The 21,273-nt window shown below is 61.5% G+C and carries 18 protein-coding genes; 6 read left to right on the top strand and 12 right to left on the bottom strand.

The genetic code is table 11. From position 1 onward, the window contains the following. Positions 1-164: 164 nt before the first annotated feature. The 9 genes from minE to X760_RS62065 form a co-directional block, all read right to left on the bottom strand. Positions 165-437 carry a cell division topological specificity factor MinE gene (gene minE, locus X760_RS62105; RefSeq protein ID WP_023720709.1) on the bottom strand — a complete coding sequence of 91 codons (273 nt, stop codon included), beginning with the start codon at positions 435-437 and terminating at the stop codon, positions 165-167. Beyond that, on the bottom strand, positions 434-1,249 hold the full coding sequence (gene minD / locus X760_RS62100) for a septum site-determining protein MinD (protein WP_023720708.1): 816 nt from the start codon (positions 1,247-1,249) through the stop codon (positions 434-436). The genes minE and minD overlap by 4 nt, the downstream gene beginning before the upstream one ends. 19 nt (positions 1,250-1,268) lie before the next feature. Then, on the bottom strand, positions 1,269-1,988 hold the full coding sequence (gene minC, locus X760_RS62095) for a septum site-determining protein MinC (protein WP_031194495.1): 720 nt from the start codon (positions 1,986-1,988) through the stop codon (positions 1,269-1,271). A gap of 233 nt (positions 1,989-2,221) precedes the next feature. Then, positions 2,222-3,223 (bottom strand): substrate-binding domain-containing protein, encoded by a 1,002-nt coding sequence (locus X760_RS62090; RefSeq protein ID WP_031194494.1) that lies wholly within the window; start codon positions 3,221-3,223, stop codon positions 2,222-2,224. A gap of 107 nt (positions 3,224-3,330) precedes the next feature. Next, positions 3,331-4,383 carry an ABC transporter permease gene (locus X760_RS62085; protein WP_023720705.1) on the bottom strand — a complete coding sequence of 351 codons (1,053 nt, stop codon included), beginning with the start codon at positions 4,381-4,383 and terminating at the stop codon, positions 3,331-3,333. Next, positions 4,383-5,900, bottom strand: a complete 1,518-nt coding sequence (locus X760_RS62080) for a sugar ABC transporter ATP-binding protein (protein WP_031194493.1) — start codon at positions 5,898-5,900, stop codon at positions 4,383-4,385. Before X760_RS62080 ends, X760_RS62085 begins: the two co-directional genes overlap by 1 nt. Continuing rightward, positions 5,863-6,900, bottom strand: coding sequence for a LacI family DNA-binding transcriptional regulator (locus X760_RS62075; protein ID WP_031194492.1), 1,038 nt, complete (start codon positions 6,898-6,900; stop codon positions 5,863-5,865). Before X760_RS62075 ends, X760_RS62080 begins: the two co-directional genes overlap by 38 nt. Positions 6,901-7,158: 258 nt before the next feature. Further along, positions 7,159-8,265, bottom strand: a complete 1,107-nt coding sequence (locus X760_RS62070) for a glycosyltransferase (RefSeq protein WP_023720702.1) — start codon at positions 8,263-8,265, stop codon at positions 7,159-7,161. 8 nt (positions 8,266-8,273) lie between these two features. Continuing rightward, entirely contained in the window at positions 8,274-9,824 is a 1,551-nt protein-coding gene (locus X760_RS62065) for a GumC family protein (RefSeq protein WP_023720701.1), read from the bottom strand. A 325-nt stretch (positions 9,825-10,149) separates the two neighbouring features. On the opposite strand from X760_RS62065, the gene X760_RS62060 reads away from it, so the two are divergent. Together X760_RS62060 and X760_RS62055 are read left to right on the top strand one after the other, a co-directional pair. Beyond that, complete coding sequence (locus X760_RS62060; RefSeq protein WP_023720700.1) at positions 10,150-11,217, top strand: acyltransferase; 1,068 nt, start codon at positions 10,150-10,152, stop codon at positions 11,215-11,217. Between the two features lie 218 nt (positions 11,218-11,435). Next, positions 11,436-12,683 (top strand): VpsF family polysaccharide biosynthesis protein, encoded by a 1,248-nt coding sequence (locus tag X760_RS62055; RefSeq protein WP_245278650.1) that lies wholly within the window; start codon positions 11,436-11,438, stop codon positions 12,681-12,683. 19 nt (positions 12,684-12,702) lie between these two features. Here X760_RS62055 and X760_RS62050 read toward each other — a convergent pair whose 3' ends face one another. Then, the gene (locus X760_RS62050) at positions 12,703-13,743 is read right to left on the bottom strand and encodes a hypothetical protein (protein WP_023720698.1); all 1,041 of its coding nucleotides are present in this window, start codon (positions 13,741-13,743) and stop codon (positions 12,703-12,705) included. A gap of 678 nt (positions 13,744-14,421) precedes the next feature. Here X760_RS62050 and wecB point away from each other — a divergent pair. From wecB to X760_RS76550, 4 genes are all read left to right on the top strand, one after another. After that, positions 14,422-15,576, top strand: a complete 1,155-nt coding sequence (wecB, locus tag X760_RS62045; RefSeq protein ID WP_023720696.1) for a UDP-N-acetylglucosamine 2-epimerase (non-hydrolyzing) — start codon at positions 14,422-14,424, stop codon at positions 15,574-15,576. Continuing rightward, the gene (gene wecC / locus X760_RS62040) at positions 15,569-16,900 is read left to right on the top strand and encodes a UDP-N-acetyl-D-mannosamine dehydrogenase (RefSeq protein WP_023720695.1); all 1,332 of its coding nucleotides are present in this window, start codon (positions 15,569-15,571) and stop codon (positions 16,898-16,900) included. The genes wecB and wecC overlap by 8 nt, the downstream gene beginning before the upstream one ends. Next, positions 16,897-17,700 (top strand): WecB/TagA/CpsF family glycosyltransferase, encoded by an 804-nt coding sequence (locus X760_RS62035; protein ID WP_023720694.1) that lies wholly within the window; start codon positions 16,897-16,899, stop codon positions 17,698-17,700. Before wecC ends, X760_RS62035 begins: the two co-directional genes overlap by 4 nt. Positions 17,701-17,946: 246 nt before the next feature. Further along, positions 17,947-18,381 (top strand): peptidase inhibitor family I36 protein, encoded by a 435-nt coding sequence (locus tag X760_RS76550; RefSeq protein WP_156948150.1) that lies wholly within the window; start codon positions 17,947-17,949, stop codon positions 18,379-18,381. Positions 18,382-18,429: 48 nt separating this feature from the next. On the opposite strand, the gene X760_RS62030 is transcribed toward X760_RS76550, so the two are convergent. Together X760_RS62030 and X760_RS62025 are read right to left on the bottom strand one after the other, a co-directional pair. After that, positions 18,430-19,632 (bottom strand): helix-turn-helix transcriptional regulator, encoded by a 1,203-nt coding sequence (locus X760_RS62030; RefSeq protein WP_031194491.1) that lies wholly within the window; start codon positions 19,630-19,632, stop codon positions 18,430-18,432. Between the two features lie 123 nt (positions 19,633-19,755). Beyond that, on the bottom strand, positions 19,756-21,195 hold the full coding sequence (locus X760_RS62025) for a polysaccharide biosynthesis C-terminal domain-containing protein (RefSeq protein WP_023720692.1): 1,440 nt from the start codon (positions 21,193-21,195) through the stop codon (positions 19,756-19,758). Positions 21,196-21,273 lie beyond the last annotated feature (78 nt).

The raw sequence follows: 21,273 nt of genomic DNA, 5'->3' as shown, positions 1-21,273 counted from the left end.
CCCTCCCAAGGCGCCCCCGCGGCTGGAAACGGCCGCGGGGTTTTGGTGAGGCGGTGGTTGCAGTGGTTATTGCGTGACTTGCCCGTGGCGACCGGGTCGAACACGCCAATCACGGCGCCGCAACCTCGGCAGCAGCCGACGCGAGCCCTGACTGGAGGATTCCGCTAGAACGCCGCGGCCATGGGCATTGCGATCTTGTTGGGGATCTGGATGTCGATCTCCAATCTCGACGTCGTTTCGCCGTGATCCATGCTCACCTGCAGGAAATCCTGGTCGACCTGAACATGCCGGGCGATCACCGCCATGATCTCCTCGCGCAACACGGAGACGAGATCGGGCTGGTTGCGGCTTCGACGCTCGTAAGCCAACAGCAGTTGCAAGCGCTCGCGCGCCACGGGCGCGCTGCCGCGGCGCTTGAAGATATCGAGCAGGTTCATGCTGCCCTCCTTCCCAACAGCCGGTCGAGGAGGCCCCTCCGCTCGAAAGGCAGAACGACCGGCAGGTCCTCGCCCTCGAGTCTTCTTGCCGCGTCGATATAGGCGCGTGCGGCGGGGTTGGTGTTTTCGCTGAGCGTAACCGGCGCGCCCACATTGGATGCGCGCAGCACGTCCTGGCTCTCGGGAATTATTCCCAGCAGAGGCGTGGACAGGATCTCGAGAACGTCATCAATGCTGAGCATCTCGCCGCGGGCAGCGCGGGCAGCGTCATAGCGCGTGACGAGGACGTGTTTGGCAATCGATTCACCTTGCTCGGCTTTCATCGTCCTGGAGTCGAGCAGGCCGATAATGCGATCGGAATCGCGGACCGAGCTCACTTCCGGGTTGGTCACGATTACCGCCTCGTCGGCAAAGCGCATGGCAAGTTGCGCGCCGCGCTCTATGCCGGCGGGGCTGTCGCAGAAGACGTAGTCGAAAACCGATCGCAGCTTGTCGATGACATCGGCGACGCCTTCCTCGGTGAGGGCATCCTTGTCGCGCGTTTGCGAGGCCGGCAGCAGGAACAGCGTGTCGAGCCGCTTGTCACGGATCAGCGCCTGCGAAAGCTTGGCAGTTCCCTGAATGACGTTGACGATATCGAAAACCACGCGCCGCTCGGCGCCCATGATCAGATCGAGATTGCGCAGGCCGACATCGAAGTCGACGAGGGCCACCCGCTTGCCGGTTTTCGCGACCGCCGCGCCGAGAGCGGCCGTCGAGGTCGTCTTGCCGACACCCCCTTTGCCGGATGTGACAACCACTACCTTGCCCATATTTGTGCCTCCAATGTTGTTAGTTGAGCGGTGCGACGCAAAGTGCGCCGTCCTCGAGAAAGGCCTGTACCGGCCTTCCCCGCGAGGAGGCGTCCATCTCCTCGGCGGTGCGGTACCAGCCGTCTACCGCCAGAAGTTCGGCTTCATTTTTCCGGCAAAAGATACGAGCCGCAGAATTTCCCGTGGCGCCGGCGAACGCACGCCCACGCAGCGTGCCGTAGACGTGGATCGACCCCCCGGCGATGATTTCGGAACCGGAACTGACGGAGCCGACAATGACCACATCGCCATCGGGGTGAAAGATCGACTGGCCGGAGCGGATCGGTGCCTTGATCATCAATGAGTTCGGCGCCTCCGGCTCTTCCGTCTTGGCCTCAGCGGCGGCTTTTGGGTCCGGCTGCACGTAAAGCGCGTCAGCGGTGGCCTCCTTGGCGCCAACGAGGAGCGGCGGCAGATCAGCATCGAGACCAACATTGCCGTCCGCCTCGATCGCGTAGATGCGAATCCCGCGCTCCGCGAGCTGTGAGACCAGATCTTCGATCTCGCCCGCCTCGGGCTTGAGCATATTCAGGTCGAGCACGACCGGGCGACCGGCAAAGAAGCCGGGAGAGTTTTCGGTCCAGTGATCCAGGCTTTGCAGCCATTCCCCCAACGGGGCCTCAGGGGTGAGGGTGAAGGCTACAAACGAGCGCGCTCGAAAGCGTATGGACTTGTTTTGGATGGGAGCGACGCAGGTCACAGAGGCGACTCCTTACTGATTGGTTAAGGCTAGCCCGGCATGGTTAACGAACAGTTAATGGCGGCCTTCCGAGGCTTCCATTCTTGCTGTTTCGGAGCGCACCGACGGTCGATCTGATTGGACCCTGGAGACCCTCGCCGTTGCCGAAGACCGGCCGATGGGCGGAAATGAGGCGTTGCGACGGTGCGGAGGTGCCATTCGACCTCCGCACCGCAATCGCCATGGCACTTTTGTCAGTTACCCATCATCTGCTTGGCGTTTTCCGGCGTGATCGCCGTCGTTGCAACTGTGACCGTCGGCTCGACGGATGTGGCGCAATCGAGAAGAACCGACTTTGCCATATCGATCGCCTCCTTGGCGCCCGTCGGATAAGTGAAGGTTGCAGCCCATTCGCCTTCGGCAACGGCCCGGATGCCGCCGGCAGGACCTGGCAATCCGTCGGTGCCGATGATCTTGATCTGCCCTTCCTTGCCGGCGCCCTTGGCGGCAAGGCGCGCTCCGGCGGCCATCATGTCGTTGCTGGCGTAGACCATCTTGATATCGGGATTGGCCTGAAGCATGGCTGCGAACGCCGTCTGTGCCTTGTCCGGCAGCCAGTCCGCCGCCTGCTCGGCGACGACCTTGATCTTGTCGTTCTCCTTGACGCCGTCCTTGAAGCCGTTGAGCCGTTCCACGGCAGGGGTCGAACTGGGCAGCCCTTCCAGAACGGCAACTTCACCGCCGTCAGGAAGCAGTTTCGTGGCGGTATATTTGCCGGCTTCGAAGGCGATCTTGTAATTGTCGCCGCCAATAAAAGCCGTGTAGTCCTTGCCCGGATCGCCAACCGTCTTGCGGTCGAGCTCGATGACGGGGATGCCGGCCTCCATGGCCCGCTTCACCGCCGGCGTCAGCGGCGATGCTTCGAAGGGCGATATCAGCAGCAGGTCGACCTTCTGGGTGATGAAATTGTCGACCTGTGAGGTCTGGGTGTTCACGCTGCCGGCGCCATCGGCGATCTGCAAGGTGAACTGGGACACTGCCTTGGCGGCGGCGGTGAGTTCGTCATTGACGTGCTGGCGATACGGCTCGGCATTGTTGGCCTGAGAAAAGCCGATTACGAATTCGCCGGTCTTGGAGCAAGCCTTGACCAATGGTTCCGCAGCTTGAGCCCCTCCGGCGGCTGCGAGAAAGGTCCCGGCAAGCAGACACGTTTGCCAGGCCCTTTGTCTGCTATTGCGTGTGCTCCTGATAACCATGGTTGTTTCCTTCCTGTCGATGCCCTTGGCTCGACTGTTGGTTTGCTGAGCTTCACTCTCCCGACGCCGGGTAAGCTGGCGTTCAGGGGTCTTCCAATGTCGCCCACTTAACGGACCAGACCTTCGCGGCGACGGACGAGGGACTGAAGAACCGCCGCCAGGATGATGATCGCGGCTGTCGCGAGCAATTGCAGGGCGGGTGTGATGTTGTTGAGTTGCAGGACGTTGGCGAGCGCGCCGAGCATGATCGTGCCGGCGACCGTGCCGACCATCGATCCGGCTCCACCGAACAGGCTGGTACCGCCGATGACGACCGCGGCGATGGCGGTAAGTTCGTAACCGGCGCCGTCATTGGCACTGCCGAAGTTGAACTGCCCTGCATGGACGATGCCGGCGAGAGCGGCCGCGAAGCCGGTGATCGCATAGACGGTGATCTTGACGGCGGACACCGGAACGCCCGAGAGGCGCGCCGCCCGCTCATTGCCGCCGATGGCAAAGACATAGCGGCCAAAGCGGGTCGTGTTGAGAACCACTGTGGCGATCGCCGCAAAAGCGATGAAGACGATGGTTGCCACCGGCACCACATTGTTGAACAAGCGCTCGCCCAGAATGGCAAATACCGGAGGGGCAAGCCCGGGTCCGTCGCCATAGGAGATGTTGATGTACTCGTTGCCCGAGACGACCAGGGCCAGACCGCGCGCGGCCTGAAGGCCCGCGAGGGTGACGATGAAGGGCTCAAGGCGGAAGCGCGTCGAGATCGAGCCCTGAACGGCACCGAAGACCACGCCGGCAAGAAGCACGGCAAGGATCGTCGGCACGAGGCCAACGCCACCATTGATCATCATCGTGGCCGTGACGACACTGGCCAGGCCAAGCAAAGCGCCAACCGAGAGGTCGATCCCCGCAGTGATGATGACGAAGGTCATGCCGATCGCGATGATGCCGGTCTCGGACACGGCGCGTACGATGTTGGCGATGTTGTCCGGGGCGATGAACAGTATCTGTCCGTGCCGGCGCGGCGAGAAGATGATGCCGCCGATCACGACGACCACCAAGCCGATCAGGCTCTGGAAGCGGACGATGAGTGCAAGCGGATCGCGCCGCTTCTGAGCTGTCTTGCCGCTCGGCATTTCGGTATCCGCCGTGCTGGTGTCGGACATCAGGAGGCCTTTCCGGTTGCGGCGGCAAGCACCGTGTGTTCATCGACGCCGCGCTCGAATTCCGCCACGTTGCGGCCCTCCCGAAGAACCACGATGCGATCGCATAGGCCAATCAGCTCAGGCATTTCGCTCGAGGCGACGAGTATGCCGAGGCCTTGCGATGCCAGATCGCGAAGCCTGGCATAGATTTCCGCCTTCGCGCCGACGTCGACGCCACGCGTCGGTTCATCCAGCAACAGCAGCCGCGGATTGCCGAGGATCTCCTTGGCGAGCACCACCTTCTGCTGGTTGCCGCCCGACAGCGCGCCGACCGGCATGGCCGCATTGCGCGGTCGTATGTCGAATTGGCCGAACGAGCGCGCCACAGCGGCTGCTTCGCGTGCAATCGACATGAAGCCGCGCGGCGAGATTCGTCGCAGCACCGACATGACCAGGTTGCGGCCGACCGCTGTACGCAGCATCAGCCCGCTTCCTCGCCTGTCGTCGGTGACGAGGGCGACGCCGGCCCTGCGCGCAGCTCTGATGGACTCGAGGCGCACCGGGCGATCGTCGACCTCGACGGTGCCGGCCCAACGGCCGGCCAGGCCGGTGCCATAGAGCGCGCTGAGCAACTCGGTACGACCGGCACCCATGACGCCCGCCAGGCCGACAATTTCGCCCTCATGCACGTCGAGCGAAACGTTTTGGGGAACCTGCCAGCCGGCGCTGGCTCGAGCGGGATGGAAACGGGCGTCCTTGAGATGAAGGAGCCGGCGACCTGCGGTGCGTGTGCGTTTCGGGTAAAGGTCCTCCAGAGGCCGGCCGACGAGAAGGCTGACCAGTTCGGCCTGTGGTGCGTCCGGGGCTGTCGTCCCGGCCACGCGGCCATCGCGCATCACCGTTACCCGGTCCGCAACTTGGGGAACCTCCTCAAGCCGATGCGAGATGTAGATGATGCCCACGCCGGTGGCACTGAGCTTGCGCATGATGGTGAAGAGCCTGTCCACCTCGCTGACCGTCAGGGCCGCCGTCGGCTCGTCCATGATCAGGACACGCGATGCATAGGACAGTGCCTTGACGATCGCCACGACCTGACGATGCCCGATCGACAGTTCGCCGACGGGCCGTTCGACATCGATGTCCAACTCGATGGCGGTCAGCCGGGTGCGGGCTTCTTCGCGCATCCTTGCGACATCGAGAAAACCGCCGGGCTTCACCAACTCGCGACCGAGGAAAAGATTGGCCGCGACATCGAGGCCAGGCACGAGATCGAGTTCCTGGAAGATCGTGGCGATGCCGGCGGCCTGCGCTTCGCGCGGATTGGCAAAATGCACCGGTGCGCCATCGATCGTGATCGTTCCTTCGTCAGGGGCGTGCACACCGGACAGGATGTTCATCAATGTCGACTTGCCAGCGCCGTTCTCGCCCAGCAGGGCATGGATCTCGCCCACGCGCAGTTCGAAATCGACGCCGCGCAAAGCGTGAACGCCACCGAAACGTTTAACGACGCCATTCATGGTCAGAAGCGGCGAAGTCATGCCGGTCNGGTCTTCCGCAGGATGCGCGCAGGCGCAGCGTTGGCTCAAGGCGAACCGTGCGTCGTTGGCCATCTGGAAGTCCAATCCGCTCAATCAGCAACGCGGCTGCCTGCCGGCCCAAATCCTCGCAGGGCTGTTCGACCAGCGTCAGTCGCGGCTCGAAGTAATCGGCCCATTCGAAATCGTCGAAGCCGACCACCGATATGTCCCTGGGGACAGTGAGCCCTCGCTCACGGACCGCGCGCATCACGCCTATCGTCGACAGATTGTTGCCGGTCACCAGGGCAGTCGGAGGCACCAGCAGCGACAACAGCGCATGGGCGGCGGTGCTCGCACTGGCGGTGGTCGCGTTTCCCGTCACGACGTAGTCCGGCACAAACTCCAGGCCGTTGGCCTCCAGTGCCGCGCGAAATCCGTTCATGCGCTCCAGCGTGGTGGCAAATCCCCGCTGTCCGGCAACAAAACCGATGCGGCGATGTCCGAAGGACACGACGTGGTCGATCAGCGCGCGGATGGCCTCGAAATTCTCGACACCGACCTGATCAAAGCGATCGTCAGGTAGTCGGTCGATCAAGACGCAGGGCAGGGACCGTTCCGAGAGATATCGCAATGCAGCTTGCGGCGCGGCAGAGGGCGCCAGGATGATCCCGTCGACGCGTCGCTGGTGCAGTGCCTGGACGACAGCCAGTTCCTTGTCGGAATCGTCCTGCGTATCCGACAGGAACACCATGAGGCCAAGGCGCGCGCACTCGGTCTCGACGGCGCAGATGATGTCGCTGAAATAGGGGTTTGAGATCGCCGAAATCGCCAGGCCGACACTGCTCGTCGAGGCCAGCTTTAGCGAGCGTGCGACACTGTTGGGCATATAGCCGAGAGCAGCGATCGCCTCGCTCACCGATCTGGCAGTGGCCGGGGAGACATAGCGGGTTTGATTGACGACGTGTGAAACGGTCGACACCGACACGCCTGCCCTGCGAGCGACCTCGACGATCGTCGTCATCGCGGAGCTGTCGCGCTCGACGTGGTGACGGGCAAGCGCACGCACGCTCCTCCTCGAATCTTGCGTTTCCCAGTCTCACAATCTTTGAATCCGCCTGGGCGGCCGTTGTGACTTTCCGAAAGCTAGCGCCATCGAAACGTTTGCGCAACCGGTTTTCTGGCTTGATGTGACTTGCTTGCGCCGAAATCAGCCAGGACTTCCGTGCCGGCCATCAGCTGCGGCTGGATGCCACCGCGATCTGTTGGCCGGGCGCGACAACTAGAGCAAGGCTTCGTACCGATCGCCAATCTTGTCGACTGTGAAATCCGCCGCCCGGCTTTTCAGGACGGCAGCAGGGGTGGGGTGGTCCAGCATCTCGGCCATCGCCTTCGCCAGGGCTGCGGCGTCACCGACCGGCACCAAGGTGCCGAAACGGCCGTCACCGAGTATCTCGCGCGGGCCATGCGGAGCATCGGTGGAGATTACCGGGACACCGGCAGCCATGGCCTCGACCAACACGTTGCCAAAGCCTTCGCTGGTGGATGTAAGGACGAACAGATCGGCTGCGGCATAACAGGCTGCCGGATCGTTGACGTAGCCGGCAAAGAGCACGTCAGGGCCGATGCCGGTCTCTTCGGCATAGGCGTGCAATTCGGCAGCCAGCGGACCTTCGCCGAAGATGACAAGCCGGGCACGGCGGCCGGCGCGCAGGGCAGCGAAGGCCCGCAGCAAAGTCCGGTGGTCCTTGACCGGCACCAGGCGCCCGGCGGTGGCGATGACCGGGCCATATCCCATCGCTGCCAATTTTGCCTGCCAGGCATAGGAAGTCCCCTGCGGTGCTTCAGCCGGCGGCAGCGGGTTGCTGATGACCACGACCTTGGATTCGGGGAAGCCGCGGGCGATGATGTCACGGCCGACACCCGCCGAAACGGCGATGGCTTTGGTCGCGCGCGCTGCAACCAGCGCGGAAAGCCAGATCGCCAGCCTCGCGCCGAGGCCGCTCGCAGGCAGCGAGGCGGCGGCGTGGAAGCTTGGAAAGAATTTTGCGCGGCTTCTGGCCAACATGAGTGACAGCGCCATGACCAGATTGGCGAATTCCGGGGCACTATAGACCGCATCAGGATCAAGGCGGCGGAACAAATTTGCGCTTCGCACGATGCCTTTTAGCGTCGCCGACTTGGCGTAACCCTCGCCGCGCAAGAGAAGGCCGAAGTCGACCAGATGCACGGCGGCGGAGCGCAGCGCCGCGTTAGGCCCTTGCGCGTTCCAGGTAAAAAGCGTGACCTCGTGGCCACGCGACGCCATTTCATTTGCCATCAGGACGAAGACACGCTCGGCGCCGCCGCCTCGCAGGCTGGCGATGTGGAAAACGATGCGCTTCGCCATGCCTTGCTTCAGGCTCGGCTGGCAGCAAGGTCTGATCTGTTCGGCGGCCGGCGCATGTCGCGGATAATGCCCATGCCAATGGCCAGCAGCATGCCCAGGGCAAAGCCTGCGAACGCTCCTGCGCCTGCCACCAGGGCAGTGCGCGGGGGCCATGAGCGCCCTGGCGGGGGCACCGCGGTCGAAATCACCTGTACGTTTGTGGTGTCGATCTGCTCGCGCTCGCTGATTTGGCGCGCACGTGACAGAAAGCTCTCATAGACCGCTCTCTTCGAGGCCGCATCGCGTTCAAGCTCACGCAGGGCGACTTCGGACTCGCTGTCGGTGAAAACGTTGCTCTTCAGATCGTTCATCCTGGCGTTGAGAGAGGCCAACGAGGCCCTGGCCTTGTCCAGGCTGGACTTTGCCGTTCCGACGGTGCGGGAGAACTCGGCTCGGAGTTGCGAGTTGACGGTCTCGAGCTCCGTCCTCAGCCTGACAATCGTCGGGTGGCGCGGACCGAAGGTCATCGACTGTGAGTCGATCTGCTGTCGCAGGCTGTTTGACCTGTCGCGCAGCGCCGCGAGCGCTTCCGAAACCGTGGGGTCGGGATTGGCCCCATTTATCCCGGAGGCAACCAGGGCGTCGTAACTTGCCTGCGCGGCGATGACGCGCGATTGCGCATCGACGATTTCGCCGTTGAGCTGCGTCATCGTCTGCGAACTGACGAGCTGGCCGTTGCTGGAGGACAGGTTGTGGCTGCGCCTGTAGCTCTCGACCTTCTCTTCGGCAGCCTGCACGTCGCTCTTGAGTTGGCCAAGTCGGCTATCGAGGGCAGCCGCGGCACGGCTGGCACCGGCAGCTTCGGCCTTGGCCAGTTCTTCCTGGAAGTTTTTGACTATGGCCTGCGAGATCAGGATCGCTTTGGCAGTGGTTTCCGCGGATACCGAGAGGGTTGTGACAAACGAGGTTGGGTCCGCAGCGGCGTTTACCCGGTCCGCCAGGTTCTTCAAGGCGATAAGCTTCGGGTCGGGCTTCGCCACCGCGCCAGACGTAGACGTGCTCCGGTCTGGATCGAAAAACTCTGGATCGTGAGTCAGATTCAGTTCGTCCACCACACGGGAAAGCACGTTGCCCGAGGTCAAGATGCGCTGCTTGCTGCGCGTGCTGAGCAACTGGCTATCGACCTGGCCCGGTTGCGAATAGAGGTCGTTTTCCACAACCTGCAAATTGGAGGGGTTGATGAGTACCTCTGTCGTGACGGTGTAACGCTGCTTGCTCAGCAATGCATAGGCGCCGCCGACAATGCCGCCGATTACCGCCAGCATGAACGCCAGGGCGAGACCGGCCCGCAGCCAGACGAACAGGCGTCGAAAATCGAGTTCGAGGAAATCGCCGATCTTGTCCAGGGTCACCGTCGCGACAGGCTCGGATGGTTGCGGCGTCACCGGTGCGGAGCTGCGCGCCGCGACTGGGTCGTGCTGTTGCAGCATCGCCCTGCGCCGCGCATTGGCGATACGCTCGAACGCACTGTTATTGGAAGCCGTCGCGGAGATGGGGGGTGTGCCGGAACCGGCAGACATGGTGACAACCCTTGTTAAATCGTTACGCTTGGCCTGCTCTACAGAAACATCGTTAATATCTTATTTTCCAAGCTGGCCCATTTTGCCGTTCATCCCCCCTTCCGTCCGGCGGACGTTGAAGGGATTCGTTGCCCAGAATTTGGCGCGCATTCTTGCCGTCGCCCGATTTGCGTCCGCAACCGGTGAGTGATTTTCATGAAATCGGTAACGCGCACTTAACGGCGCGGTTGTATTGAAAAGATGGCAATGCCTTTTGAATGACATCTGAAGCACTGACCGCGACCTGCAGGATGGCGTCAGTCGCCTGCAATTGCAGGAGAGGAACGTGACGAAATTCTATTCGGTCCAGTATCTTCGCGCCTGCGCCGCTTTGTTGGTTCTGTTCGCGCACGCTTTTTCCTACCAGATCGGCATAGATAATCCGATTATCGTGACTGCGGGCCGCCTTGGTGTCATTCTGTTCTTCGTCATTAGCGGATTCATAATGGTCTATATTACGGGGAGCGGTCCCTTCTCTGCTCCAACCTTCCTGAAACGCCGAGCGATCCGGATCATCCCCCTCTACTGGCTTTTCACAAGCGTCGCCGCACTTCTGGCAGCTCTTGCACCAAGTCTCTTCCAGAAGACCGTCTTTACGTGGCCCCATTATCTCCAGTCGCTGTTCTTCGTTGTCCACCAAGCGCCGGAACGAGATGGCGTCAGCCCAATTTTGTCACTCGGCTGGACGCTCAATTATGAGGCCTATTTCTATATCGCATTCGCGGTGCTCGCATTCCTATCGGTGACCGCGCGCGCATTTGTGTTGACGGTCTTTTTCATTGCGATGTGGCTGGCCGGGCTGTTGATAGCTCCCACCAACCCTGTTCTCCAGTTCTATCTGAACGCTTCGCCGGTGGCCTTCGTCGTCGGCATGTGGATAGGCCGGCGCTATCTGGACGGCGGCTTTGCTTCCGACACACGCCATGTCTGGCTACTCGGCCCTATGGCCGCTGCAGGCGTGTTGCTTGCATTCGTCGATGACGGCACGCCGCTGATGAGCCAGATCAGCTTCGCGGGGCAGGTAATGTGGGCCGCCAGCCTGCTTCACCTTGGCCTCATTCTGGAACCGAAACTGAAGCACTGGAGCCTGCTCGAAGAGCTCGGCAACGCCTCCTACGCGCTTTACCTGTCGCATATCTTCGTGATCGGCGCCGTAGCCTACCTGGCCAGGCGCACCATCGGCTACGACCATCCGGCAACAGTGTTGCTGGTCTCGGTGGTCAGCATCGTGACTGCCTGCATAGCCAGCCTGGTGATCCACCAGATGATCGAGAAGCCGATTCTTCTCATTCTGAACGGCAGAAGGAAGGTTAGAGCCACATCGCTTCCTTACGCTGCCACGGGGAACAAATAAGGAGACCGTGCAAACGTCCGGGCATCGAACTTAACGGTTGTGGCAAACGCATGGCCCGGCATATTTTGACAACACACACGCCGCATCCGTTCGGCAGTCTCTTGAATGGATCTCGTGGCCGGAATGCCGTTTGAATACCTTCACTTGGATGGGCCATGAGCTATCCTGCTGCCGCATCGGAACGATTGTTGTCCAGCCAGGCGCGCCGTCAAAACGCGTTGTCGCTGCTGTTTTTCCTATGCGCCGCATTCGCGTTCCTGCTGCGCTTTACGGTGTCGCCGCAGGTGATGAACATGGTCGTCGACTATACGGCCCAGGGAGGCTCGTTCTACGAGAAGCTGCATTTCGGCACTTACGCGATCTTCCTGCTGCTTGCTGTCGTTCTTTTCAGCCGACCGTTTCTGCTGCAGGGCGACGAAATTGGAATATTCAAGGCGTTGATGCGCTATTCGGTGCTGATGTTCGCGCTGGTGCCTTATCTGTTCATTACCGGCCGTGCGGGCTCCTCCGGGTTCATCATCGATACCTATCTGGTGGCCGGCGCCACAGGCCTGTTGATGCTGGCATTAAACGCGGAGTCGCGGCGGGCGCTGGGCGACGTAGTGCTTGGAATGGCCATCCTGAGCGCCGTGATCGGCACTATCGAAGCGGTGACTCAACATCGATTCCTGCCTTACGGCATCAACGAACTGCAGTTCAGGCCGATCGGCCTAGCGGCCCATCCGCTGTCACTAGGCGCGCTCTGCGCCACAGTCATCGGATTCGTACCGCTGACGCGCTGGCGCATATGGGTGCGGGTGGTGGCGATTTTCGTATTGGTCGTCGGTTGTGCTGCATCGGGCGCTCGCGCCGCGCTTCTGCTCGCTGCCGGAGAAATCCTCATTCTGCTGCTGTTCGTGCCTTGGCCGGGCCTGTCGCTCAAGTATGAGCGGCAGGCCAAATTTGTCGTGCTGATGTTCACTATGACAGGCGGCGCGGTGCTTGTTGCGATGCTGTTTGCTGGCGGTCTGCTGAACCGGTTCAGCAACACCATTTTCGACCAAAATTTTATGGCGCGGGTGACGATCTACCAGGTGTTCGGACTTGTCAGCTGGAAAGACATCCTGTTTGGCATGAACGGCGACGAACTCCTGGCGATCGTCAACGAGAAGCTGCATCTGCCGTTCATCGAGAGCGCGCCGGTGGTCATCGTCATGCTCTTCGGCCTGCCCATAGCCGTGCTCTTTACGGTGCTGATATTCTGGTTCGTTTTTCGGCTGCTGCGCGGGGCGCCGCTGCCCGCATGGATAGGCATCATCACCTTCCTGCTTGCTGCGCTGTCGAACAACGCGCTCTCATCAAAATCGCCTGAAATCGCGATTATTGTGGTGTTGCTGCTTGCCTATAGGAAGCAGCCCGATAGAGGCCAGCTCGAGAGCATGCCTTCGGCCGCTGCATCCCACCCAAACCCGGCCGGGTCTCGTTAAGCACGGACCTCGGATCCGGTCAGCCGGCGCTATCCACGACCTCGACATCGCCGGCGCGATTGAGCGTGTGGATACCCGCCCGCGCCCATGCCGGCCCCGGATCGATTGGGCGGGGCAGTTCAAAACGGACGTCGAAATCATTAAGCCGATCCAGCCGCATCAACCCCAGGCCACCGCCATAGGCTCTCGAGCCGTTTTGCACCGGCAGCAGCAAGGCGTCGCCCTGACGGATGAAAGCGCCGCCCGGCCGAGTGGCCGAGTGATCGACGGCGACGGGATTGAGCGCATGCGCTACCCAAGGCCCACGCAGCGCCGTGGCGGAATAGACGGTCATCGTGTCCGACGCGCTGCCGTGACCGAACCGCTCCGTCCCCAGCAACCAGAAGCGGCCGTCGGATTCTAGCAGCGTGGCGTCGTTGAAATCCCTGTCCGCGATCAGCACCGTATCGCGTACCCAGCGATCCGGAAACTGCACGGCACGGTAGAGCACCAGTTCGCGTGCCGTAGCGCTTTCAGGAATCATGAAAATTTCGCCGGAGTGGGCGAACACCTGCGGATATGACAGGTGATGCGCTTCCTCCAGCACCAACCTCGGCACGCCGAAAACGCCGTCGTCGCCAAGTTCAGCGACGGAAATCACGCCGCGGCCGGTGGCGTAGGGGAACTCCTCGACAAAAAGATAGTGGCGGCCGTCGCGTTCGAGAACGAACGGATCGGCGTAGAATCGCTGCCCGTCATCGGCAAGCACGGTGAACGGCTTGCCATCCAGCTGTCCGGTTTCGGCGACGCCTGGACCGTCGATCAGCCGGTAAGCAACCTGCCAATAGAAGGGGCGCCGGCCACGTCGCAGTTTTTGCACGGCACGGTCGACCAATCCCCTGCCGAAAAAGGGCAGATAGTGCCGGATAAATCCGCCTTTCTGCAGGGGTGGCGCCGGGCTCTCGGCAATCGGCGCAAGTTTGCCCGTGGAAAAGCGGGCGACACATTGGGCAATCAGGGAGATGGCGCCGGCGAGTAGCTCGTTGCTGCTGCGGGACAGCCAGAGCCGATCGCTGATCATCGGCCGCGCCCTGGCGATGGCAACGCCGTCGAGGCGGGCGGTGAGTTCGGGTAGCCGCCCGCTCGCCAGTATCTCGGNCGCGCCCTGGCGATGGCAACGCCGTCGAGGCGGGCGGTGAGTTCGGGTAGCCGCCCGCTCGCCAGTATCTCGGTCATGCCTGCGGCAAAGCTGCTGCGGCCACAAAATTCGAGCGTCAGGACAGGCGTGCCCCGTCGTGCGGCGGTAGCGGTGAGATCGACTATAAGGTCGGCGGGGCCGGTATCGCCGGACGGCAACGGCTCGGAACGGCTTGCCAGTGAGGGGCCGAAGCGCCGGCCCTCGAGCGCCAGCACATTATCCATCCCGCGCGCGTTGGCTTCAGGCGTCGGCGCGCGGCAACTCGAGACAACGTGTCCAGCCGCGCTCAACCGCACCAGAAGCTCATTTTCCCAGCGCCGGGATGCGTCGGCGTGGCCGATGATTAAAATATTAGTCAATCCAATATATTCTTTTTCAAGACTACTACCATAGACTATTTGTCAGCCCGACCCTTTCACAAGAGTTAACCCGGGAGAACGCGGCCTTGGTTGTTAATCATATATTAAGAATTGAGATCACGAAGGCGTTTTCCGGCGCTATTATGGCTGTTGCGGACAATAGTCGGCATGTTTCGAGTGCTGCAGGCGGCCAGGATCAGCAATGAACGTCCTTTCACGTCCAAAACTGCCGTCCAGGCGGAAACTGCTGATCGTGTTCGGCACGAGGCCGGAGGCGCTCAAATGCTTTCCGGTGGCGCGCGCCGCCCTTGCTCATCCAGGCTTCATCACCGAAATATGCATCACCGCCCAGCATCGCGAGATGGTCGACCAGGTTGTCGAACTGACCGGCCTGCCGGTGCATCACGATCTCAACATCATGCAACCCGGCCAGTCGCTGTTCGACGTGACCTCGCGCGTGCTCTTGGGCATGGCCGAGGTGCTAGACAAGGCGAAGCCCGATATCGTCATGGTACAGGGCGACACCACCACGGCGATGGCCGCGGCTCTGGCTGCCTTCTACAAGCGCATCCCGGTCGCTCATGTCGAAGCAGGATTGCGCAGCCACAACATCAACTCGCCGTTTCCTGAAGAACTGAATCGCAAGATTGCCGGCGACATCGCCACCTGGCATTTTGCGCCGACCGTTCAGGCGCGCGACAACCTCATCGCCGAAGGAAAAGCCGAAAGCACTATCTTCGTGACCGGTAACACCGTGATCGACACGCTGTTGCATTTTTCAAGCGCGATCGATGCCGACAGGTTGATGAACGCGAAGCTCGCCGCCCGTTTCCCCTTCCTCGACTCTACGAAGAAAATGATCCTCGTCACCGGCCATCGCCGCGAGAATTTCGACGGCGGCATCCAGCGCATCTGTACGGCGTTGAAAGGATTGGCGGCGCGCGGAGACGTGCAGATCGTCTACCCTGTCCATCCAAACCCCAATGTGCGCTCGGTGGTCAACGCAGAGCTGGAAGGCGTGCCGAACATCCATCTGGTCGAGCCGCAGGACTATCTGCCGTTCCTGTATCTGCAGAAGCAGAGCTATCTGGTGCTTACCGATAGCGGCGGCGTGCAGGAAGAAGCGCCTTCGCTCGGCAAGCCGGTGCTGGTGATGCGCGAGAATACCGAGCGACCCGAGGGGATCGTGGCCGGCACCGCCCGCCTCGTCGGCACCGATGTCGAGAAAATCCTGTTCAACGCCAATCGCCTGCTCGACGATCAGGCTGCCTATCGCGGCATGGCGGAACGACACAACCCATATGGCGATGGCCGGGCCAGTAACCGGATTGTTGAGGAACTGCTGCATCATGGCTGAAATCAAAACCGTTTCCGTAATCGGCATGGGCTATATCGGCCTGCCGACCTGCGCCATTTTCGCCAGCCGAGGGCTCGACGTCATTGGCGTCGATGTGAACGGAGCGGTAGTCGAGAAAGTCAATCGCGGCGAAATCCACATCGTCGAGCCGGACCTTGACGGCCTGATCCAGAAGGTCGTGGCGAACGGCAAGCTCAAGGCCTACAGCACGCCGCAGCCGGCGGATGCGTATATCATCGCCGTGCCGACCCCGATGACCCACGACCATAGGCCGGACGTGACCTACGTGCTGGCGGCGGCACGAAGCATCGCCCCGGTGCTGAAGCGGGGAGACCTTGTTGTGTTGGAATCGACATCGCCGGTCGGCACGACACGCATCATGAACGGGCTGCTTGCCGAGTTGCGGCCTGACCTCAAATTTCCTGTCCTGCATGGCGAAGACGCCGATGTGCTGGTCGCCTATTCGCCCGAGCGCGTGCTGCCGGGAAAGGTGCTGACCGAGCTGATCAATAACGATCGCTCGATCGGCGGATTGTCCCGCAAATCGTCGGAACGGACCGCGGCACTCTATTCAACCTTCGTCACCGGCGACCTGTTCATGACGACGGCCGAAAGCGCTGAGCTGGTGAAACTTACCGAGAACGCGTTCCGCGACGTCAACATCGCCTTCGCCAATGAGCTTGCCGCAGTGTGTCAGGACCTGTCGCTCAATGTCTGGGAAGTGATCGATCTCGCCAATCGGCACCCTCGCGTGAACATCCTCCAGCCGAGCCCGGGCGTTGGCGGTCACTGCATTGCGGTCGATCCATATTTTATCATCGACGCCGCACCCAACAGCACGCGGCTGATGGCTTCCGCACGCCGGATCAATTCCGAGCGGCCCATGTCGGTGGTCAGGGATATCGAGGCCTTGCTCGACCCCTCCCGCAAACAAACGATCGCCTGTCTTGGCCTCAGCTTCAAAGCCAATATCGACGATTTGCGCGAGAGCCCGGCCGTCGAGGTGGTGAAGCTTCTGTCCGATAACCCCAATGTGAAGATCATTGCGGCTGAACCCAACACAAATGCGCTGCCGCATGAACTCGAGGGCAGGGGCATCGTGTTCACCGACGCACTTTCGGCCATCGACAAGTCCGATATCGTCGTCCTCCTGGTCGACCATCGGCAGTTCAATCTGGTAGACCCCGAAGCGCTCAAGGACAAGAAGCTCGTCGATACAAGGGGCCTATGGACCTGGCGCAAGGCACGCAAGCCCGACGCCCGTATCGAAGGCAAGAAACCAGAAGTCGCACAAGTGACGCTCGCAAGGGAGCAGGCTGCATGAACGCGCACGACCCGGCTTGGGCGCAGCATTCCCTGTTGGCATCACGGCGCCGGGAGTTCCTTGGCGCACCGATCCATGCGCTGACCATGGCCGAGACGCTGGCCATCGCCGACGAGGCGATGACCGTGCGGCGGCCGCTGCATCATGTGGTCGTGAATGTCGCCAAGCTGGTGACCATGCGCCAGAATGCCGAACTGCGCGAGGATGTTGCAGGGGCGGACGTGGTCAATGTCGACGGGATCGGCGTGCTTTGGGGCGCACGTCTGTGTGGCGTCGCGCTGCCCGAGCGGGTGGCGGGCGTCGACATCATGATCAATCTGCTGAGCCTCTGCGCGAAGCGTGGGTTCAGGCCCTATCTGCTGGGGGCCGAACAGCACGTTCTCGACGCAGTTGTAGCGAGACTTGCCAAGGACCATCCGAGCCTGGTCATAGCGGGGATGCGCAACGGCTATTTCAAGCCGGAGGATGAGGCCGGGATCGTCGCGGCGATCAACGCGTCGGGCGCCGACTGCCTGCTGGTGGCCATGCCGACACCGCGTAAGGAGCGATTTCTCAAGCGCTACCGCGACGAACTCGCCGCAAGCTTCGTGATGGGCGTGGGCGGCAGTTTCGATGTCTATGGCGGCAAGGTTGCCCGTGCGCCGAGGCTGATACAAGCAGCCGGCCTGGAGTGGCTGTTCCGCGTGGTCCAGGAGCCGCGACGCTTGTGGCGCCGCTACTACGACACCAACACTGCCTATGCCGGGCTGCTGTGCCGGGAGTTCTGGGAGCGTCGCTGGCGCCGAAACGCCGGTTTATGAGATCCGGCTGCCTCGACCAAACTTTTGCCTGAGATTGAGTTTCGCGCTCACGAGCCTGGGGCGCTGATCCAGTGCTTGCCGCTGGTCAACTGATGCTTCACGATGGGACGACGCCCGTCTCGAACGCGATATGCATTTCCAAGGTAACCGAGCACGCCGAGTTGGGCGTTCTCAGGAGCGTTCCTGGCCTGTCGGCTGCGGTTGCATCATTCATCTCATGACCGACAAGCGTAGAACGAACGTCCGATGCGCAAAGAACCGATCCATGAGACGGATGTTCGCCAACCAATGGCGAAAACAGAAAGGATATCGGTCATGGTTTCAAAACTGCATGTTGTCCTTGTTCTCACAGGCCTCGGACTCACCACCTCAAACGTTCTTGATGCGCAAGCTGCGGGGGCGCCAGAGCCAGGCGGGCCAAGAAGGCACGACTGCATTGGTTATGAACACCGGGATTTCGGTGGCGCAACCATTACTCAAAACGCCGGGAGGGGTTGGAGGTATGTAGGTGGCGGCTGGAACGATAAGATCTCGTCTTTCAGAATGAGGAACGGTTGCGGCATTCGCGCCTATCAGCATCGGGACTATCAAGGAGACAGCAAAGTGTTTCGCGGCAGCTACCGTTATGTCGGCGACCTGTGGAACGATCAGATCTCGTCATGGAAGTGCCAGTGCGACTGAGTGAAACATCAGTCAGACTTACTTCGGGGATAACGGCCGGGGTCTTCCTCAGCCGTGCCCTTCGCCGCTCAGCAGGATGCTGACCAGCTCCGCCTGGCGGCGCACGCCGGTTTTCTCAAAAATGTGGGTGAGATGCGTCCGAACAGTCGTCACTGAGACACCAAGCTGGGCAGCCACTGCATCACGCCCGCCTCCCTTAAGAACTTCCGCGGCCACATCGGCCTCGGCTTTGGTCAATCCAAACTGGCGGCGCATGTTCTCTTTTGTTTCGCCAGGCGGCACGTCAAAGGCTGCCCGGATCGGCGCCCCAATGAATATAGCCGCCGCCGCCTGAGGCTGCAGCCTTGCACGCTGCTGGCTGCCATTCATCGGCAGAACATGGGCGAAGATTGGCCGCGCTTCGGGTTCGGTTAAGCGGACGGCAAGGCCGGCCTTGCCGAGCATGACTTCGTTGTTGGCTGCAACGCGGATCGCCTTGCGCAGCTCATGCGCTGCCGCCGACGATTTCGCGCTGAGGACACCTCGTGTGCCTTGCACCGCCGCTCCGGTGCCAAACATGTGCTCCGCCGCGCGATTCGCGTGCAGAATGGTGGCTTTGTCGTCGGTCAGCACTACACCACAGCGGAGCGTATCGAGCACTTCGGCCATGCGCGCGCTTTCGACAGTGCGGGCGTCCAGCACATTGCTGATGGTGATCGCACGACGCAGGTGCGGGAGGAGAAGTGCCCCAATCTCAATTTCCCGATCAGTGATCGCGCCGTGCTGTTTGTGGCGTCCAATAACGAGTTCCGAGAAATGCGATGGGGTACGCATCAGGAATTGATGCATGACGTCGACAATGCCGAGCGGCTTCAGGCAGCGTTGGACGTATGGCGACCTCCGCAGGTAGTCGGGCGAGAGCTGCCGCGAGGCCACGTAAGGCTCGTTCACCGAGCATCCCTTAGCGAACCATTCCTCTAGCCGCGCATGGATTTCGGGAATATGCTTTTGTCTTTCCTCGAGCCCAAACCTATCCCAGCCTACGCTCTTGTCGATCAAGAGCCGGTTATGGCGGAGATCGTTAAGGGAGAGGATTGCGGATTCGCTTGACAGTGCCGCTGTGATTTCCGCCAACGTCTGCTCCCAGCGTGAGGGATCGAGCGCGCAGTCGTAAATGGCGCCAATCAGCGCCGGAAAGTAATCCGGCAATATCTGGCAGTCCTGAACCAGAATTCCAGGCTCGTTCTCTGCCGAAACGATGGAACTGCGCACGTTTCGTCCACTCCGCGATGAACGGCCGGGCAAGCCTTGGAAGACCAAAAATTTCCATTTCCGCAAGCCGCGGGATGTTGTTTGCAGATTTAGGAAAGAGCCGCTTACAGATCGCTTATGCGCCTACGCGATCCGTAGCCGCGCCCGCAGCTGGGCGAGGAATTGCGTCGCTGCCACAGGGTGGAATAGCGAGGTCAGCCCGAAGAAAACCGCAGCTCCGGCGGTGCCGCCGGCGATAAGCGAGAAGATTGCCGGCACATCGCCGGCCACCATGCTGGCAAGCTTGGCGGCCACCCCTGTGCTGAGCGAGATGATTGCCGAAACGCCAATGTCGCGCCACGGCACCGGCACCGGCGTGAGCCGTTCGCTGATGATGATGCAGGTTATGGAGCCCACCACCGAGCCGCCCGCCAGCGCCAAAGCGGCGCCGATCTCCGCCATCGAAGGGATCAATAGCAGAGACAATGCGATTGTTGCCGCCGAGCCGAAGAGATTGGCGATGATCAGCAGCCACGGCCGTTTGTGCGCGTGCACCACGACGCCATAGACGAAGCTGGTGAGGTTGGCACACAGCACGCTGAAGGCGATGATCGGAAACAGCAGGCCGAAGCGGCCGTGATATTGCGAGGGCAGCATGAGCTCAGTGATATCGCTGCTGAGCGCGACCAGCATAGCTGCAATCGGCAGGCAAAGCCGCATCATCAAGGCCATCAACTGCGATAGCAACCGACCCGATGCGGCGGGCCCGTCCTCGTCGAACCGGCTGACCACCTCGGGAAAGGCGCCCATGTTGATGGCGTTAGCGACCATGTCGATCGGTTGGCGGGCCAGCGCATAGGCTGCGGCGAAGATCGCCACAGCGCTGGCATCGTAATAGAACTTGAGGAACAGACGCTCCGCGCTGTTGAGCCCGAAGCCAACCAGCGCCATGATGATCAGCGGCACACCGAGCGCAAAGAAGTCTCTGTGGGTGAAGCGCGGCGGACCGGTAACGACGCGTCGGGATGCCATGATGCCCGCCACGATGCCGGCAATCAAGGCGCCGAGGCTCGAGCCGAGCGATACCGTCAGAAAGCTATCCTGGAAGATAAGGATGGCGCCGATCGGCAGCGCGAGTTGCAGCAGGGCACGCAGGGCTTCGAGCATCGAATAGACCGAGTGGCGCTGCTGCATCTGCAGCACCGTCAACGCGAAGCGGCTGATGGATCCGGCGACGAGATAGCCGCAGACCGCGATCGCGAACTCGACCCAGCGTTCCGGCACGACCACCGCCGACGCGCCTACCGATATGACCAGCGCCAGTGCCGTGGTGGCAAGCAACACCTGCCCGGCCAGCATCAGGCTGCCGCGGCTGACTTCGCCCTTGCCGCCAAGCCTGAGCAACGCGATGCGCAGCCAGTTGGTGACGGCAATGTCGGTCATTTCGCCGACGGTCACCACCAGAGTGAGCAGGCCATACTCGGTCTGGTCGATCAAACGCGTCACGACGACCAGCAGGAGCAACGCCGAGATTCGCGTCAGCAGGATCGCCGGAGCATAAATGAGCGTGGAACGGAGCAGCAAAGGCGTGTCCCTGGAAAATTCACCTTCGACTAGCCGCCGATTGGCGGAAAATCCAGCGCGATGACGGCGAAGGGTGAA

It is taken from the genome of Mesorhizobium sp. LSHC420B00, from assembly GCF_000503055.1.
In the GTDB taxonomy this organism is placed as follows: domain Bacteria; phylum Pseudomonadota; class Alphaproteobacteria; order Rhizobiales; family Rhizobiaceae; genus Mesorhizobium.
Note: the sequence above shows the minus strand (reverse complement) of the source record. Positions and strands in the feature narration are given on the sequence as shown.